Here is an 18,261-nt window from a genome sequence, read left to right as displayed (position 1 = left end):
CAATGTGGTTTTTTACATGTTTCGGTCGGGATTAAATGGCAAATCAGGATAAAAATACATCGCGCGAGAGAGTTATCGATGAAAATCTGCGCCGCGTGTACGAAGAGGCAATGGATGAGGGCGTTCCTGATCGGTTCAAGAATTTGCTCGAACAACTAAAACATCAAGATACCGAGCAGGGCGCCGAGCAGTGAGTAGCTCTGATCCACGTGATGAATTGGTTGAACACTTGCCTGCAATGCGTGCCTTTGCAATATCTCTGACGCGAAACGGAGCGATTGCTGATGATATGGTGCAGGATACCCTAGTCAAAGCATGGACAAACATGGACAAGTTTCATGTGGGCACCAACATGCGCGCGTGGCTCTTCACTATTCTACGCAACACCTACTACTCCTCACGGCGCAAAGCGCGGCGAGAGGTGGCTGATATTGATGGTGTGTTTACCGAAAGCCTTGCTGAAAAGCCGGCTCACGACGGACATCTTCAGATGAATGACTTTCGTGTAGCATTGGGCAAACTCACGGACGAACAACGCGAGGCGCTTTTGTTGATTGGTGCTTCCGGATTTTCTTATGAGGAAGCGTCTGAGATGTGCGGTGTGGCGGTTGGCACAGTAAAGAGCCGTGTTAACCGCGCCCGGGCTCAACTCGCTGACCTGATGGGCCTCAATGAAGACGAAGCAATGGAGATGACGGACGATGCAACGATGTCTGTCCTGTCTGCATCTAAAGTAGCAAGTTTCTAACCGATGACTTCAGGTTTTTTGCGCAATAGCCTCTTTGGGGGGCTGGCTTTTCGGGTCCTTCTGTTTTTGTCGCTGGCCCTTCTGCCGATTGGCCTGATCGCATTTATTCAGACTCAGCAAATTGCAGACCAAAGCCAGCGTACCGCAGAGTTATCGCTTATTGCGGTGACGGAACAGGCGGCAGCGACCGAGCGGTCCTTACTGCAAGAAGCACTAGGCGCGAGCCGTGCGCTTACATCTGTTGTAAAGCTTGTGCGCGACAACCCGCGTCAGTGTTCGGATTTCCTGAAAAGCTACAAGGAAGAAGTGAGCAAGTACCGTTTGGTTGGGTTCATTGATGTGAACGGGAAGATGGATTGTTCCTCTACGCATCAGTCCTTTGATCTTTCTGAATCAGTTGTTTTTAAGCAGGCTGTGGCCCGCTCTGTTCGTACCGTTACCGCAGTTGATCAGGGGCGTGTCTCTGGCGCGGCTGTCGTTGTTGTTACTGTTCCGTTGTTCGAGGACGATGAAGCCATTGGTTTTTTCTTCATTTCGATCAGTCGTGATGCTTTGGAAACGAGAGAGATGGAAGATCCAACTCGATCGCCACTTTCGATGATTACATTCAACGATATGGGCGAGATTGTAACGTCCGAGCAAGAGCAAGGTTTTGCTGAACTTGAATTGCCCGAGGCATATCCGCTGAAACAGTTGACCGGAAATACGCGGCAGGTATTTACCGCCCGAAATGCCGAGGGGATCGACCGTGTGTATGCGGTGATCCCTATGGTGGAGGGCACGGTCTTTGCCATGAGTGTCTGGCCCAGCGATACTGCCCTTTTAGAGACTGACTTTTCCAGCCGCCTCTCGTCACTTTTACCCATTATAATGTGGGTCGCGAGTTTGGTTGTCGCGTTCTGGGCGCTTAATAGATTAGCAATCATTCATATCAGCAAGTTGGGCCGCCAGATGCGCCATTTCGCGCTCAATCGTACCTTGCCGCGTAAGCCGCTGGGAGAGCAGGTGCCTGTCGAGATCGTTGCGATGGAAAAATCGTTTCTTGGTATGGCGCGGTCTATTCTTCAAGATGAGGCGCGACTGGAAGACAGTCTGCGCGAAAAGAATATGCTGCTCAAAGAAGTGCACCACAGGGTCAAAAACAATCTGCAATTGATCTCCTCCATCATGAACATGCAAATCCGTCAAGCACCGACCGAGGCGAACAAGCGCGTTCTGCAACGACTCCAAGACCGGATCCTTAGTTTGGCGACCGTGCATAAGAGCCTGTATCAAGACAACGAGATGTCACGAGTGGACGCAGGTACGCTGCTACGTGAGATTGTCGCGCGCAGTCTCGAAGTCGGGATGGAGACGAATGCGGGCATTGATGTGATTGAGGACTATGACAGTATTCTAATCGGGCCTGACGATGCTGCACCCTTGTCGCTTCTGACATCCGAGGCCGTGACCAATGCCCTAAAATATGTGCCTCGAGGTCAGGCGAAAAATTCCAAAATTGAAGTGAGTCTGAAGCTCATCGAACCAGAGCGGGCCCAGCTTCGTATTGTGAACACAGCGGGTGGAGCGCCGCCTGAAGAAGGAACTGGCCTCGGGTCCCGTCTTATTCTCGCGTTTTCACGGCAATTAAACGGGACACTTGAAGTGAGCGAAGAAGACGGCATGTATCTTATGTCACTCGATTTTCCTGTTCCGCAGTCGGACAAGGCCATCTACGACTATTGAGCAACGCTTGTCTCTGTAGAGCGTATTGTTTTCAAGTCAGATCGGAACTTCTAACGACTATGTTTGTTGGGCTTGTGTGAAGCCAATCAAAGGAGCCGGAGATGACGTTAGAGATGTTTTTCGGCGGTGTTGTGATCCTTACGATGGTCGCCGTGATCATTATTTCAATGACTTCTGCACGTGCCGGAAGTCGGGCGAAACCTCAGAACCGCAGGTGATGGCGCCCTCTAAAAAACTGGGGGCGTCAACGCACTTACGATTTCACAATGCGTCGTGGCAATGTTGCGAAAGCGGTGGGGCAGGCGACTCGCGAAGAGGTAGCCGTCTCCAACTTTCAACACAGTGATTGCGTCACCCACAGTGAGCTCGATCTCGCCTTTGGTAATTATACCCGCTTCTTCGCCATCGTGGCTTAGAAATTCAGGGCCAGTATCTGCACCTGGTGGGTAAGTCTCGTGGAGCACTTGCAAGCTGTGGTCGCGCGCATTGCCCAGCTGACGCAGGGATACTTGGCCGGGACCCGCCGGTGCCACTTGGGTAAATTCATCAGCGCGATAAAATACTTTTGGGCTGCTCTGCTCTTCAAGGGCACCAAAAAATTCCGCCATGGAGACGGGAATTGCATCAAGCAAACTCTTCAACGAAGCGACAGAAGGCGAGGTCTTGTCCGTTTCGATCAGGGAGATGGTGCCATTTGTTAGTCCTGCCCTGCTTGCCAGCTCGCGCTGAGAAAGCCCTTGAGCGATTCGAATTTGTTTAAGGCGTTGCCCAATGTCCAAAGAACCAGTCCTGTTTTGATATTTTTCGCACAGCTTGGAGTTTGAGCCAGCGATGTTTTGCCGAATTGATCACTAGGCACTGAAAAACACAAGTGTCCCGATTATCCAGATTGACAATTAAATTAAACACAGAGAAAGGTTTTTTAAACGCGGGATAGGCCGCGTTGGTCTCAACTCTTATTTCAGGAATGCATCATGGCCAACACTGCAAAGCGCACGCCGCGCAAATCCGCAAAGAAAAAACCCCAAATCGCGATCGTCGAAGCGGCAGAACCGACAGTTTACACAAACGAAGATCTGATCCGTCGTCGCGAAGCTGCTGTGCCCCGCGGTGTTGCTTCAGCGGCACCTGTCTATGCGTCCTACGCCGAGAATTCGGAGCTGTGGGATGTCGATGGTAAGCGCTTTATCGACTTTGTTGGCGGTATTGGTGTTCTAAACACAGGTCACCGTCACCCCGGAGTCATCGCCGCGGCAAAAGCCCAAGAAGACTTGTTCACCCACACTTCCTTTCAGGTGGTGCCATATGCGCCCTACATCGAGCTTGCCGAAAAGCTGAACGAGTTGGCTCCCGGTGATGCGCCCAAAAAGACATTGCTGGTCACAACAGGTGCCGAAGCGGTCGAGAACGCCGTCAAGATTGCCCGCGCCGCCACAGGCCGCCCTGGTGTCATTGCCTTTACTGGCGGATACCATGGTCGCACCCTGCTGACACTCGGCATGACTGGCAAAATTAGCCCCTACAAAAAAGACGTCGGCCCATTCCCGTCCGATATCTTCCGTGCGCCTTTCCCGAATACACGTGATGGTATCACAGTTGAGGACGCGCTGACGGGTCTGCAAAATCTGTTCCTAACCGATGCACAGCCCGAGCGTATCGCCTGTATCATCATCGAGCCTGTTTTGGGCGAAGGTGGTTACACTCCAGTGCCGTTCGAGATGATGACAGCGCTGCGCGAAATCTGTGATCAGCACGGTATCATGTTGATTGCCGACGAAGTGCAGGCCGGATTTGGCCGCACGGGCAAGTGGTTTGCGATTGAGCATTCCGGCGTTGTGCCTGACCTGATCACAGTGGCGAAATCCATGGCGGGTGGTTATCCGCTGGCGGGTGTTATCGGCCGTGCTGACGTTATGGATGCGATGATCCCTGGCGGATTGGGAGGCACATACGGTGGTAATCCTGTCGCATGTGCAGCGGCCCTAGCTGCGATCACTGCAATTGAGGATGAGGGTTTGCTGGCCAAGTCGATCGCGATGGGGGACAAACTCAAGGCACGCTTTGCCGAGATCGGTGCGCGCGCGGCACCTTACCGCATGTGGGACATTCGTGGCCTTGGCGCGATGGTCGCTGTCGAGTTTGTGACTGATTTCGCTTCTGCAACACCCGACGCAGCGCTGACCAAGCGAATCATCGCACATGCGCTTGAGCGGGGTCTTCTGCTGCTCAGCTGTGGGATGCACGGTAATGCGATCCGCGTGATGGTGCCGCTGACAGCGTCAGAAGAGATTGTCGATGAAGGTCTCGCGATCTTTGAAGCGTCACTTGCGGCGGCAGTTGCCGAAACTGCATCCTAACGCAGCTTCGCATTTGTTCCGGAATCAGACGCGCGGGGGGAAACCTTCGCGCGTTTTGCGTTGGGGATGGCTATGTTTGGCAGTATTGATGCGCTAGGGAGTTCTTCTATGCGGCTTTGGGCTGTATTTATCTTAGTGTTTTTGCCAACAGCCGCCTTGCCTGAGGAATCCATACGTTTGGGTATTTTCGGCACAGTTGACCGTGCGACGCCTCTGGTTGTTGCGGGCCAAGAAATTGATGTGCCCGCAGGCGTTTCCGTGATCAGTGTTTTAGGTCCGGGGCAAGAGATTACTGTTGGCGACACCTTAGCCATTGCTGCTGTTTTGCTCGAAAGGCGACTGACTGCCTTGCGGATACTTGAGGTTTATCCTGTTGTTGGCCCCGTAAGTGCTGTGCAGGGCAACACCGCCACGATTTTGGGCAGTCCAATCCACATTCCGCCAGATACGGAGATCAAGGTTGGGCAGACCTTTGCGATCAGTGGATTATGGAGTGGCGAAAAGGCGATCACTAGCAATCTGAAGCGGATTGAGGGTCGCTTTGCCCAACTGACAGGTATGGTGAGTCCTGACATGCTCAAAATCGGAGGGAGTACTCTGATATCTGCCGAGCCTCCAGTCGGGGGGTATGGCAATGATGTTTGGATCCTTAGCGGGCAACCCGAAATGGAGGGGTTGCGGGTGCGGTTCATGTCCAAGGGTATTTTTGGCAAACCAGCTGATCTGATATGGTGGCAAGGTTACGCCTCCCAACCCATCGCCTCCCAGACATTTATGATTCATGGCACAGGGATCACAGGCGCCGCCCGTGATTCACAGATGCCAACCCCTGGTGCGCTAATTGCGCGGTGTGTTCAGGATGGGCGAATTGTGAAAACACCGCCTAAAGGTCTTGATCTTGCCTTTGAAGCGCTGGGCTGTGCTAGGCATATTCTGGCGGACTGAAAGTATCTGCGCTTGCACGGGACCAGCGGTCCTTATAGCCTTTATGATCTGGAGCGTCCTCATCGATCAGGAAGCCGATGGGCAGATAAGGAAATGCCTTATTCCCCTGAACCATTGAGCGGTCTGAAAGGCGCTGCATCAAGTGATGGGGCAAAAACCCGCTGGGGTCAGATAAGCCAGCTGCTCCTGTCATCTCGCCCAATGCGTCCAGTGTTTCACGGTGGAAACGAGCCACACGTTTTGACTTGTGATCGGGATCAAGTGCGCGTGCCCGCAGCGGGTCTTGGGTCGCTACACCAACAGGGCAATGATTGGTGTGACAGGCCTGCGCCTGAATGCAACCAATAGCAAACATGAACCCCCGTGCAGAGTTGCACCAGTCTGCACCAAGCGCGAGTGCGCGTGCGATATCAAATGCGGACACAATTTTGCCGGCAGCGCCCAACTTGATCTGGTCGCGGATGCCGGCACCGCGCAGCGTATTATGGACAAATGTGAGGCCCTCGACCATTGGCATCCCCACATGGTTGGCAAATTCAAGAGGGGCCGCACCAGTGCCACCTTCAGCGCCATCAACAACGATGAAGTCGGGGTAGATGCCCGTTTTCAGCATGGCTTTGACCATGCACATAAATTCGCGCTGATGACCGATGCACAGCTTAAAGCCGACGGGCTTTCCGCCCGACAACTCCCGCAAGCGGCCGATGAATTCGCACATCTCGATTGGCGTTGAAAAAGCGGAGTGTGCTGCGGGAGACACACAGTCTTCACCCATCGGGATGCCCCGCGCCTCTGCGATTTCTTCCGTGATTTTTCCTGCGGGAAGCATCCCTCCATGGCCGGGTTTCGCACCTTGGCTCAGCTTGATCTCGATCATCTTTACTTGCGGCAATTGCGCTGTAACGCTGAACTTATCAGGATCAAAACTGCCATCTTCCGCCCGTGCGCCGAAATAGCCCGAAGCTACTTGATAAATCAAATCGCCACCGCCCTCTTTGTGGTAGCGGCTGACCGATCCTTCGCCAGTGTCATGGGCGAATTGACCTTCCTTTGCCCCCATATTGAGGGCTTTAATCGCAGGACCAGAAAGTGAGCCAAAGCTCATCGCGGAGATATTATAGATCGACGCGCTGTAGGGATGTGCGCAACTCGCGCCGCCGATAGTGATGCGAAAATTCGTATTCTCGATATGCTTAGGATGGACCGAATGCGTGACCCAGCTGTAGCCGCCTTCGTAGACCCGCTTTTTCGTGCCGAATGGTCGCGCATCTTCCTGACCCTTGGCACGCTGATAGACTAGGCTGCGCTGATCTCTACTGAACGGCTCTTCTTCTTGATCATCTTCAAGCAGGTATTGGCGGATTTCGGGACGAATTTTTTCCATTAAAAAACGGACATGACCCAGCACAGGATAATTTCGCAAAACAGAATGTGCGCTTTGACGGACATCGTTTAGACCGAGCAGTGAAAGCGCAGCAAAGACGATAAAGGGCAACACGAACCAACCAGACCAGCCGAACATCGCGAGCATACTCAAAAAAGTGAGGATCAAGACCCCCGCAAAAGTGCTGTAACGGGTGAGTTTCGATAAATTCGACATCAAGTGCTCCGGCTGATTGCGCAATAGCTAGCGTGCAAGGGTTTAGAGCCCATTAAGAGGCTGGTTGGCAAGGGTTGCAGCACAGCATTACGTGAGTGTGATTAGCGTAAGGTTTTGGAAGTTATAAGAGAAATTGAGCGATTTTTGTGCAAATAACATATATTAAACAGGGCGATGAATATATGTGCATTAGTCTTCGATAGATCGCTTGCTCATTTTAAGAAAGCTGCCTACGCTCAAACAAGATTCCGGATGTGGTCCTTTGCTGGACTGCAAACCGGAACGGGAGGTCAGGAAGTTAAGAAGAAGTGCAGCTTGTCTGCTTATTTGGATATTCCGCTTTCCGACACAAGAATGAGAGCTGCATTTTATGGAGCTCTTGTGACACAAACGGGAGATATCGATAATGACAATGTTTAAGACGATCACTGTCGCTGGTGCCTTTGCAGGTGCCATGCTGGCGGGTACTGCGTCCTTCGCGCAGGAGAAGTTTATCACCATCGGTACTGGTGGGCAGACGGGTGTTTATTTTGTGGTAGGTCAGTCGATTTGCCGCCTTGTAAACCGCGGCTCCGCTGATCACGGTTTGAAGTGCACGGCGCCATCCACAGGTGGTTCCATTGCAAATATTAACGCAATCAAGGCGGGTGATATGGATATGGGCGTGGCCCAGTCCGACTGGCAGCACCACGCATTCAACGGCACGTCCAAGTTTGAGGGTGAGAAGTTCGACAAGCTCCGCGCCGTATTCTCGGTCCATGGTGAGCCGTTCAACGTGATTGCGCGCAAAGACAGCGGCATCAAGACGTTCGACGACCTCAAAGGCAAGCGCGTCAACATCGGCAACCCCGGTTCCGGTCAACGCGCCACAATGGAAGTTGTGATGGCTGCAAAAGGTTGGACGCTGGATGATTTCGCACTTGCATCCGAGTTGAAGCCTGCCGAGCAGGCAGCCGCTTTGGGCGACAACAAAGTGGATGCGATCATCTACACCGTTGGCCACCCGAACGGTTCCATTCAGGAAGCAGTTTCCACAATTGATGCGGAGCTGATCACAGTTGCGGGTCCTGAAATCGACGGTCTGATTAACGACAACCCGTTCTACGCCGCAGCGACCATTCCCGGTGGCATGTACAAAGGTACGGACATGGATGTGAACACATTTGGTGTAAAAGCCACGTTTGTTTCCTCCTCTGATGTTGACGAAGACACGATCTATCAGACTGTAAAAGCAGTGTTTGATAACTTTGACCGCTTCAAGGGTCTGCACCCTGCGTTTGCGAACCTCAAAGAAGAAGACATGATCTCTGCAGGCTTGTCCGCGCCTCTGCATGATGGTGCCGCGAAGTACTACAAAGAGCGTGGCTGGATCGAATAAGCGCCTCGCGCGTTAAGACAACGGAGCGGCGGATGAAAGTGTCCGCCGCTTTGACGGCTTTGCCCAAGTTGGCAAAGACCAGCACGCGCCGGAAAGGTGCGGCATCGCAATAGGGGACATTGCTATGACTGACCAACACCAAGCAGCCGCTGTAGAAGCCGAAGCCGCAGGACGCGGTGGCCTTGATCAGACCGAGCTGGACGAGCTTGTTGCCTCCTCTGACACGGGCGGACGATCCGTTGGAGGTCCGGTTGGCATACTGCTTATGCTCACGGCACTCGCATGGTCCTTATTTCAGCTTTATATCGCGTCGCCCTTTGGTTTGTTTAATGACACGCTGGCACGCTCGATTCACCTCGGATTTGCGGTGTTCCTTGGTATCATGGCATTTCCTGCCGCGCGTACGAAGTTCCAGATGATCCTTGGTATTGTGGTGCCACTCGCCCTTGCCGCGCTGTTCATGGTCGCGGCGAAAGACGGTGTTGCTGTGTGGTGGATTCCGATCCCCGCCATCGCTGTTGCTGCAACGGTTGTGCTTGGCTCGCCCAAGAGCAGCATCCCGATTTGGGAGTGGGCATTGGCCGTGGTTGGTGCGCTTGCAGCGCTCTATCTCTTCTTCTTTTACCGCGATATCGCGGACCGTGTCGGTGCGCCGATCACGCAGGACTATGTGGTAGCAGTCATTGGCATCACGATCCTGCTGGAGGCCACACGCCGCGCGCTCGGGCCTGCGTTGATGATCGTGGCGTCAGTGTTCCTGATGTACACTGTTCTCGGTCCGAACATGCCGAGTATCATCGCGCACAAGGGCAACAGCCTGTCCGAGATCGTGAACCACCAGTGGATTACGACCGAGGGTGTGTTTGGTATCGCGCTGGGCGTCTCAACGTCGTTTGTATTTCTCTTTGTGCTCTTCGGCTCCCTGTTGGACCGTGCGGGTGCGGGTAACTACTTTATCCAAGTGGCATTCAGCCTAATGGGTCATATGAAGGGCGGACCTGCCAAGGCGGCAGTTGTATCCTCGGCCATGACGGGTTTGATTTCCGGCTCATCCATCGCGAACGTGGTGACCACAGGTACATTCACGATCCCGTTGATGAAAAAGGTGGGCTTTAGTTCAGAGAAGGCTGGCGCTGTTGAGGTAGCCTCTTCTGTGAACGGCCAGATCATGCCGCCTGTCATGGGCGCTGCCGCGTTTTTGATGGTTGAATATGTAGGCATTCCATATTTTGACGTGGTCAAACACGCTTTCTTGCCTGCGGTCATCTCCTACATCGCGCTGGTCTATATTGTGCACCTCGAAGCACTGAAGGCTGGCATGGAAGGTCTCCCGCGCCCAACACCGCCCAAGCCATTGTTGGCGTGGTTGATGTCCATTGCGTTCACCATTGCGGTGATTTGCGGTCTTAGTTTTGCGGTCTATTACCTGATGGGCTGGATTCGTCCTGCCTTTCCCGAGACCGCTGGCTATATTATTTTCGTCTTCCTGACATCCGTGTATGTGGGTCTGCTTTACGTCGCTTCCAAGGAAGCGCCTCTTGAGCTGGATGATCCCAATGCACCAGTGACCAAGCTGCCCTTGCCGGGCCCGACTGTTCGTTCTGGTTTGCACTTTATCCTGCCAGTTGTTGTACTGGTCTGGGCGCTGATGGTGGACCGTCTGTCTCCTGGGTTGTCGGCCTTCTGGGCGACTTGTTATATGGTTTTCATCCTTGTGACGCAGCGCCCCCTAACGGCGATCTTCCGTGGGCAGAGCAACCTTGGTTCTGACATCAAAGAGGGTCTGCTTGATTTGGTTGACGGGTTGGTCACAGGTGCGCGCAATATGATCGGTATCGGTATCGCTACGGCGACTGCGGGCATCATTGTTGGCTCGGTGAGTCAAACCGGCGTTGGTGCTGCGTTGGCCGATGTTGTTGAGGTTCTGTCAGGTGGTCATATCCTTGCCATCTTGCTGCTGACAGCGGTGCTGTCGCTGATCCTCGGAATGGGCCTGCCGACCACGGCCAACTACATCGTTGTGTCCGCGCTGCTTGCCCCTGTGATCGTTACTTTGGGTCAGCAGAACGGTTTGATTGTGCCACTCATCGCGGTGCACCTCTTTGTATTCTACTTCGGGATTATGGCTGATGTGACGCCGCCTGTGGGGCTGGCCAGTTTTGCTGCGGCTGCTGTCTCCGGTGGTGATCCGATCAAGACGGGTGTGGTTGCGTTCTTCTACAGCTTGCGCACTGCCGCGCTGCCATTCCTGTTCATCTTTAATACCGAGTTGTTGTTGATCGATGTGACATGGGCGCAAGGCATATTCGTTTTCATTGTCGCTACCATAGCGATGCTGCTGTTCGCGGCGGCAACACAGGGCTGGTTCCTTGCCAAGAACCGCTTTTATGAGACGATTGCGCTGTTGCTCATCGCCTTCACTTTGTTCCGTCCGGGCTTCTGGATGGATATGGTCTCACCGCCATATACTGAGGTGGCCTCCGCCGAGCTTGTCCAAGCTGCGGGCGACACGCCGATTGGTGAAACGCTGCGCTTGCGGGTGTCCGGTGTGAATGATCTTGGTGATCCACTTGAATTTGTGGCCTTGCTGCCTCTCGGTGAAGGTGCTGATGGAGCAGAGCGTTTGACAGCTGCTGGTCTGACACTGCGTCAAGAGGGCGATAAGGTGATCATCGATGACGTTTCCTACAACTCTCCTGCACAAGCTGCCGGTCTGGACTGGGATCAGGAAGTCATTCGCGTTCTCAAACCTGAACCACAGCCCAGCAAATATCTGATGTTCCTGCCTGCACTGTTGTTATTGGCAGGGATCGTCATGCTCCAGCGGGGCCGCAATGGCCGCGCACCTCGCAAAGCGGCGGCTGCATAGATTACCCGCAGTAGGCTGACATATAAGCGATGCGACGCCGTTACGGCACGGGTGCATTTGGGCTGTTTCACTCCTTATACAAAGGGCGTAAGGGATGGCTCAAACGGCCTGAGCCGTGGTTTACGGAGTGAACAGCTATGACACCTTTTGCAATTGCAGGCGTACAGATGTACGTCAACGCCCTACACCCCAACGTCGATGGTATGATCCAGCGGTTGGACATTCTGATGACACGGTTCCCATGGACCCAGATGGTCCTGTTTTCTGAGTTGGCAGCTTATGGTCCACTCGACCAGTACTCGCTGCCGCCAGAGAACGAAGCGCTTGAGAAATTTCAGGCCGCAGCGGTCAAGCACGGTGTCTGGCTCATTCCTGGATCGATGTTCATCACGGATCCAGAAGATGGCCGCATCTATAATACTGCGGTTGTCATTAACCCGCAGGGCGAAATTATTCGCCGCTATTCCAAGATGTTTCCGTTTCGCCCATATGAAGCAGGCGTCGCCGCAGGTAGTGAATTCTGTATTTTTGACGTGCCGGATGTTGGCCGCTTTGGTCTGTCGATCTGTTACGATATGTGGTTCCCTGAAACTACGCGCCAGTTGACATCGCAGGGTGTTGAAGTGCTGTTGCACCCTGTTTTGACCGGAACAACCGACCGTGATGCAGAGCTGGCGATTGCGCGCGCCACCGCTGTGCAGTTCCAGTGCTACGTTATCGACGTAAACGGCCTCGGTGCCGGTGGTGTAGGCAAATCTTGTGTAATTGATCCAACGTCACAAGTGTTGCACCAGTCTGCGGGCCAAGAGGACATGTTCCCGATCGAGATCGACCTCGACATGGTGCGCCGCCAGCGTGAAACGGGCATGAAAGGCTTGGGCCAAGTGCTCAAATCCTTCCGCGACCGCTCCACCGACTTCTCCGTCTATGACCGCGCAAGCGGAACAGACGCTTATCTCAAAACACTTGGTCCCCTCGCGATCCCGCACAAGGGCACAAAAGCCGGCCTTGATATGATGGCACCTGCGATGCGTGTGCCCTACACACCCGATGCCGCTGGCGAAGACAGTCTGCCGGGCTTTGCATTCAAAGTTCCACCAGCATTCCCGGACGAGCCATTGCCAAACCCATCGGCAGGAACCGCTACCCCTGTCGAAGACGTAACACCTGTTGCAGCCCCCGTGGCCGTAGCCCCTAATCCAACCGTGAAGCCCGGTGTACTGACCGGCACCGCGGACACTGACACATCCAGCGGCTAGGCTGTGCTTTTGGGGCGGGCGGGCATCATGCTCTCCCGCTTCTCATCGCATTGCCCAAGCTGCGCATTTTTGCGGAGAACGACCGATGCATTCGATGAGAGACTATTCATCTGCGATCCAGCTGCGCTCTGATCGGTGGAGCGCATTGCGCGAAGCGACCAGCGCGTTGACGCGGAACCCCAGCGCAGGAGAGACAGCACAACTGCGTGCTGCGGTAAACGAGCTGTTTGATAAGCTTGGTATTATGGAGGCTTATTGGGCCTTTCCGGGAAAACACGCTTTCGCCCTAATCCGCCGCCATTTCGAGCAGGGTAAGCTCGACGACGTCAGCTTTGCCGTGAACCGGATCACCCGTGCGCTCACCACAGGGGCATACCGCCGCCGTTCCATCCCGCTTGAGCGTGACAGCGTGGATCAGGAAGAGCAGGATGATGACGCGCACAACAGCCCCGAAATGCGCGCCCTGACCAAACCGTATTTTGAAGTTCTGATTGTAGACAGTGTAAACGAGCATCAGGAACGCTGGCTCAAGGCAAATGTGACTGGCATGCGCCGCCCTGAAGACCCGTTTATATATGAAGCCGTTGTTGTCCCCTCGATTGAGGACGCACTGATTGCGGTACTCTTTAACCACAACATTCAGGCGATTGTGGTGCGGCCAGGTCTGGTCCTGCACTCCGAAAACGTAGAAGAAATCCTGACCCGCTATCTCGCGCGGGCAGGTGGGCGGACCGAGATTGATGCGATCCCGCCCGAGAACTACGGCCCCGAGCTTTGCCGGATGATTGCGCGTGTGCGTCCAGAGCTGGATGCCTATCTGGTGACTGAGCGCTCCGTCGAGGATATCGCAGGCCTTGATTTGGGGATTTGTCGGCGTGTGTTCTACAACTCCGAAGACTTTATGGAGCTGCACCTGAACATTTTGCGCGGTGTACAGGCGCGTAATAAGACACCGTTCTTTACCGCACTGGTCGAGTATTCCAAGCAGCCGACAGGTGTGTTCCACGCGATGCCGATCAGCCGCGGGAAATCTATCACGCGCTCGCACTGGATTCAGGATATGGGCGCATTTTATGGCCCCAACATCTTCCTTGCAGAGACTTCTGCGACTTCCGGCGGTCTGGATAGTCTGTTGGAGCCTGTAGGTCCGATCAAAGAGGCGCAAGAACTGGCGTCCCGTGCGTTCGGCTCCAAGCAAACCTTCTTTGCCACCAACGGCACGTCAACCTGTAACAAGATTGTCGTTCAAGCGTTGTTGAAGCCCGGTGATATCGTGCTGGTGGACCGTGATTGCCACAAATCACACCACTACGGTATGGTTCTGGCGGGTGCGCAGGTCAGTTATCTCGATAGCTATCCGCTAAGTAAGTATTCGATGTACGGTGCTGTGCCGCTGTCAGAGATGAAAGAACGGCTGCTGGAACTCAAGGATCAAGGCAAGCTTGACCGCGTGCGTATGCTGCTGCTCACCAACTGCACCTTTGACGGGCTTGTATATAACGTCGAGCGAGTGATGCAGGAATGTCTGGCGATCAAGCCTGATCTAATCTTTTTGTGGGACGAAGCATGGTTCGCTTTCGCCCGCTTTAACCCGACATACCGCCAGCGCACCGCGATGAACGCGGCCAATGTTCTGCGCGCGAGATTCAAGTCCGACGCACATGCCGAAGCGTATGCCGCCCAGCAGGAAGAGTTGAAAGGCGCTGACCATAAGACGCTGATGAAAACCCGCCTGATACCGCCGCCGACGGCGCGGGTGCGGGTCTATTCCACGCAATCCACCCATAAGACGCTTACGTCATTGCGGCAGGGCTCCATGATCCATGTCAACGATCAGGACTTCAAGGGTGAGGTGGAGCAGGCGTTTCATGAGGCCTATATGACGCACACCTCGACCTCGCCGAACTATCAAATCATCGCAAGCCTCGATGTGGGCCGTCGACAGGTAGAACTCGAGGGCTTTGAGTTTGTCCAACGCCAGATTGAGGCGGCCATGTCTATGCGCCGTGCGATCAGTGACCACCCGTTGTTGAAGAAATACTTTCAGGTGCTCACCGCTGGCGACATGATCCCGGAAGAGTACCGCGAAAGCGGCGTGACCAGTTACTATGATTCCGATCAAGGCTGGACCGATATGTGGGATTGTTGGGAGCGTGATGACTTTGTGTTGGATGCCTCCCGCGTGACACTGCTGGTCGGTGGTACAGGCTGGGATGGTGATACCTTCAAGAACAAGGTCTTGATGGACAAATACGGTATTCAAATCAATAAGACCTCGCGCAACACGGTTCTGTTTATGACCAACATCGGCACAACGCGGTCCTCGGTCGCGTACCTGATCGAAGTGCTGGTCGAGATTGCGAAATCGCTGGACGAATTGAACGATGATGCGTCCGGTATGGAAAAACTCGGCTTTGACCGTCGCGTGAAGAACCTGCTTGAAAACTGTCCACCGCTGCCGGATTTCAGCCGCTTTCACAAAGCGTTTCTGGAAAGTGGAAACAGTCGTGAAGGCGATATCCGCAAGGCGTTCTTTTTATCATACGACGACGTCAATTGCGACTATCTGGAACTGAACGGCACGCTGGCAGAAGCGATGGATCGCGGTGAGACGATTGTCTCGGCTAGCTTTATCATTCCCTATCCACCGGGTTTCCCGATCCTTGTTCCCGGACAGGTGGTTAGTCAGGAAATCCTCGCCTTCATGCGCGCGCTCGACGTGAGCGAAATCCACGGCTATCGGCCCGATCTGGGTCTGCGTGTGTTTACACAAGAAGCACTTTCCGAAGCGGGTGCGATCCCTGCGCCCGTCCGTAAATCCAAAAAATCATCTGCTTGAGTTCAAGAATTTTAATACCAAGATAAGGAGCACCAATATGGCTACCGTTCTTAGAAATATCTCTGAAATCCGTCGGTTCTTTCACCGCAACGAGGAGCCGGTCTATTTCATCTCGGCCACCAACTTTAACTTGTTGGGCCTTGATGAATGGGTCAAGAATTTCAAATACATCTGCTACATCGACTGCTACGGCGGCAAGCACCCGAACGTGTTCTGCCCCTCCGAGCAGCCGCACGCAGAGTTCCAGTCCATCGAGGACATCAACAACTATCTGCTTCAACACAAAGAAGTCATCGACTTCATCAAAAAGCGTGGCGGCAAGCCAAAGTTTGTCTTCCTGATGTTCGACGAAGAAACAGAGCGTTTGTCAAAAGAGCTGGGCGCCGATGTCTGGTTCCCGAAGGCCAAGCTGCGCCAATCAATGGACAACAAGATCGCCACCGTGCGCATCGGGAACAAGGCTGGCGTGCCATCCGTGCCGAATACGCTGGCCGAAGTGGACAGCTACGAGGGTCTTCGCGAGACGTGTGAAAAGGCAGGCATTGGGCATGATCTGGTGCTGCAATCAGCCTATGGCGATAGTGGTCACACGACATTCTTCATCAAGAACGAGGCCGACTTCCGCCGCCACCAGTCCGAGATTATCGGCGAGGGCGAGATCAAGATCATGAAGCGGATCAGCTGTCGCGGTGCAGCGATCGAGGCTTGTGCCACCAAAGAAGGTACCATTGTCGGTCCGTTGATGACCGAGCTTGTCGGCTTTAGCGAGCTGACGCCTTATCGCGGCGGATGGTGTGGCAACGAGATGCTGGCGACAGCGTTCCCGCCCAAAGTCCGCGAACAAGCGCGCCAGATGACCTTCAAGTTCGGAGAGCAGCTTCGCAAGGAAGGCTATCGTGGCTACTTCGAGCTCGACTTTCTTATCGACAAAAAGACGGGTGAGCTTTGGCTGGGTGAGTTGAACCCACGGATCACTGGTGCGTCCTCCATGACAAACCACGCGGCCTTTGCCCATGCGGATGCGCCCTTGTTCCTGTTCCACCTGCTGGAGTTCTCCAAGAAGAAATTCAACCTCGACGTGGACGAATTGAACGCACGCTGGGCCGATCCTGCCAACATTGACGGATGGAGCCAGATGGTGATCAAGCACACCAAAGACAGCGTCGATATCTGCTCAGAGGCGCCCGAGACGGGCATCTATAAGATGAAAGAAGACGGTTCTGTTGTATTTGACCGCTTCGACTATCACCGTCGCGCGGTGGAGAGCGAAAACGAGGCGTTCTTCTTGCGTATCTTACAGCCGGGTGACTACCGCTATGAAGGGGCCGACATCGGTATTCTTGTGACACGTGGCCGTTCCATGACCAAGTCGTTCCAGTTGAACGAGCGGGCAAAGAAATGGATTCACGGCATCAAGAGCGCAGTCGAGGGTACACCTCTGCCCGCAGCTTCAGCAGACCCGATGTTGTCGGATCCAGCGTTCAAGATTCTGTAAGTCAAATCCCGTATTGCTTTGACGGAAGGTCCGCGGCCTAAGCGGATCTTCCCAAATGCTTAAGAAAGGCCGCTATGTACTGGCGTGCAATCTCCGAGGATTCGCCCGGCCCCAAGTGGGCTGGGCTTTTCCACGAATATTGGTCCGATTATCGGGCATGGTGGCTCAAAGAGGGAGAGACCGCCCGTCCTACCTATGCCGAAAGCCTGCGTGCGCTACGGACCCATATGCCTGAGATGGTCCCGCTTTATGAAGAGTTGTGCGAGTTGGCTGGCGGTGGCGATCACGCGGCGCGGTTCCTGAGTTTCTATACGCCCCCCGCCTATCTGGCGAGCTGCTCACAAGCCGTTTGGGCAGGCAAACAGCCTGTTATGGTGCGGAACTACGATTATAATCCTAAGGCGTTCGACAGCCTTGTGCTACGCACCAACTGGATGGGCCGCTCGGTGATGGGGACTTCGGACGGGCTGTGGGGTTTGGTTGACGGGGTGAACGACAAGGGGCTGTCGATCTCGCTCACCTTTGGTGGTCGGCGTGTGGTGGGTGAGGGCTTCGGTGTGCCGCTCATCCTGCGTTATGTCATGCAAATTTGTGAGACGGCGGAAGAGGCAGCAGAGGTACTGGCCCGCGTGCCAACCCACATGAGCTATAACGTAACCGTGTTGGACCGGAAGCGGAATTATCTGACGGTGATGATGGCGCCGGACCGTCCCGCCGTGATCACGCAGCGTGCGGTTGCTACCAACCATCAGGAAACTGTGGAGTGGATCAGCCATGCGCGTTTTACCGCGACAGTGGAGCGGGAGCGGTTTTTGCAACAACGCCTGCGCCTGCACCACGATCCAGAAGAGAAGTTCATCAATCTCTTCCTGCGCCCGCCGCTCTACTCAACGGCTTTCAAGCACGGGTTTGGCACGCTCTATACGGCTGTCTACCGTCCGCGTAAAAAGGAGATGGAGCTGCGCTGGCCCGGTGTCATCTGGCCGCTATCGCTCAAGGATTTTGTGGAAGGCGCGCGCGAGGTTGTGTTGCCAGGGGTGGAGTAG

13 protein-coding genes are annotated in these 18,261 nt (G+C 54.3%); 11 read left to right on the top strand and 2 right to left on the bottom strand.

Going from position 1 to position 18,261, the window contains the following annotated elements:
- Positions 1–35: 35 nt before the first annotated feature.
- The 3 genes from Q0775_RS06560 to Q0775_RS06550 all read left to right on the top strand — a co-directional run bounded on the left by Q0775_RS06560 (position 36) and on the right by Q0775_RS06550 (position 2,473).
- Entirely contained in the window at positions 36–194 is a 159-nt protein-coding gene (locus Q0775_RS06560; RefSeq protein WP_298858581.1) for a NepR family anti-sigma factor, read from the top strand.
- Positions 191–748, top strand: a complete 558-nt coding sequence (locus Q0775_RS06555) for an RNA polymerase sigma factor (protein WP_298858580.1) — start codon at positions 191–193, stop codon at positions 746–748. Before Q0775_RS06560 ends, Q0775_RS06555 begins: the two co-directional genes overlap by 4 nt.
- 66 nt (positions 749–814) lie before the next feature.
- Positions 815–2,473 carry a histidine kinase dimerization/phosphoacceptor domain -containing protein gene (locus Q0775_RS06550; protein ID WP_298858579.1) on the top strand — a complete coding sequence of 553 codons (1,659 nt, stop codon included), beginning with the start codon at positions 815–817 and terminating at the stop codon, positions 2,471–2,473.
- Positions 2,474–2,700: 227 nt separating this feature from the next.
- On the opposite strand, the gene Q0775_RS06545 is transcribed toward Q0775_RS06550, so the two are convergent.
- A complete protein-coding gene (locus Q0775_RS06545) occupies positions 2,701–3,252 on the bottom strand; it encodes a cupin domain-containing protein (RefSeq protein ID WP_298858578.1) in 552 nt (183 codons plus the stop codon).
- A gap of 195 nt (positions 3,253–3,447) precedes the next feature.
- Between Q0775_RS06545 and gabT the strand changes: the two genes are divergently transcribed.
- Entirely contained in the window at positions 3,448–4,830 is a 1,383-nt protein-coding gene (gabT, locus tag Q0775_RS06540; protein WP_298858577.1) for a 4-aminobutyrate--2-oxoglutarate transaminase, read from the top strand.
- A gap of 108 nt (positions 4,831–4,938) precedes the next feature.
- Complete coding sequence (locus Q0775_RS06535; RefSeq protein WP_298858576.1) at positions 4,939–5,775, top strand: hypothetical protein; 837 nt, start codon at positions 4,939–4,941, stop codon at positions 5,773–5,775.
- Here the strand turns inward: Q0775_RS06535 and Q0775_RS06530 are convergent.
- Positions 5,753–7,375, bottom strand: a complete 1,623-nt coding sequence (locus tag Q0775_RS06530) for an FMN-binding glutamate synthase family protein (protein ID WP_298858575.1) — start codon at positions 7,373–7,375, stop codon at positions 5,753–5,755. The two genes, Q0775_RS06535 and Q0775_RS06530, sit on opposite strands and share 23 nt — an antisense overlap.
- A gap of 406 nt (positions 7,376–7,781) precedes the next feature.
- On the opposite strand from Q0775_RS06530, the gene Q0775_RS06525 reads away from it, so the two are divergent.
- From Q0775_RS06525 to Q0775_RS06500, 6 genes are all read left to right on the top strand, one after another.
- Entirely contained in the window at positions 7,782–8,753 is a 972-nt protein-coding gene (locus Q0775_RS06525) for a TAXI family TRAP transporter solute-binding subunit (protein WP_298858573.1), read from the top strand.
- A gap of 124 nt (positions 8,754–8,877) precedes the next feature.
- On the top strand, positions 8,878–11,622 hold the full coding sequence (locus Q0775_RS06520; protein ID WP_298858572.1) for a TRAP transporter permease: 2,745 nt from the start codon (positions 8,878–8,880) through the stop codon (positions 11,620–11,622).
- Between the two features lie 137 nt (positions 11,623–11,759).
- Positions 11,760–12,881, top strand: coding sequence for a carbon-nitrogen hydrolase family protein (locus Q0775_RS06515; protein ID WP_298858571.1), 1,122 nt, complete (start codon positions 11,760–11,762; stop codon positions 12,879–12,881).
- A gap of 85 nt (positions 12,882–12,966) precedes the next feature.
- Positions 12,967–15,720, top strand: coding sequence for an aminotransferase class I/II-fold pyridoxal phosphate-dependent enzyme (locus Q0775_RS06510; RefSeq protein ID WP_298858570.1), 2,754 nt, complete (start codon positions 12,967–12,969; stop codon positions 15,718–15,720).
- A gap of 37 nt (positions 15,721–15,757) precedes the next feature.
- Positions 15,758–17,215 carry a biotin carboxylase gene (locus tag Q0775_RS06505; RefSeq protein ID WP_298858569.1) on the top strand — a complete coding sequence of 486 codons (1,458 nt, stop codon included), beginning with the start codon at positions 15,758–15,760 and terminating at the stop codon, positions 17,213–17,215.
- Between the two features lie 74 nt (positions 17,216–17,289).
- Positions 17,290–18,261 carry a C45 family peptidase gene (locus tag Q0775_RS06500; protein ID WP_298858568.1) on the top strand — a complete coding sequence of 324 codons (972 nt, stop codon included), beginning with the start codon at positions 17,290–17,292 and terminating at the stop codon, positions 18,259–18,261.

This window comes from uncultured Sulfitobacter sp. (assembly GCF_947499945.1).
Lineage (GTDB): Bacteria > Pseudomonadota > Alphaproteobacteria > Rhodobacterales > Rhodobacteraceae > Sulfitobacter.
Note: the sequence above shows the minus strand (reverse complement) of the source record. Positions and strands in the feature narration are given on the sequence as shown.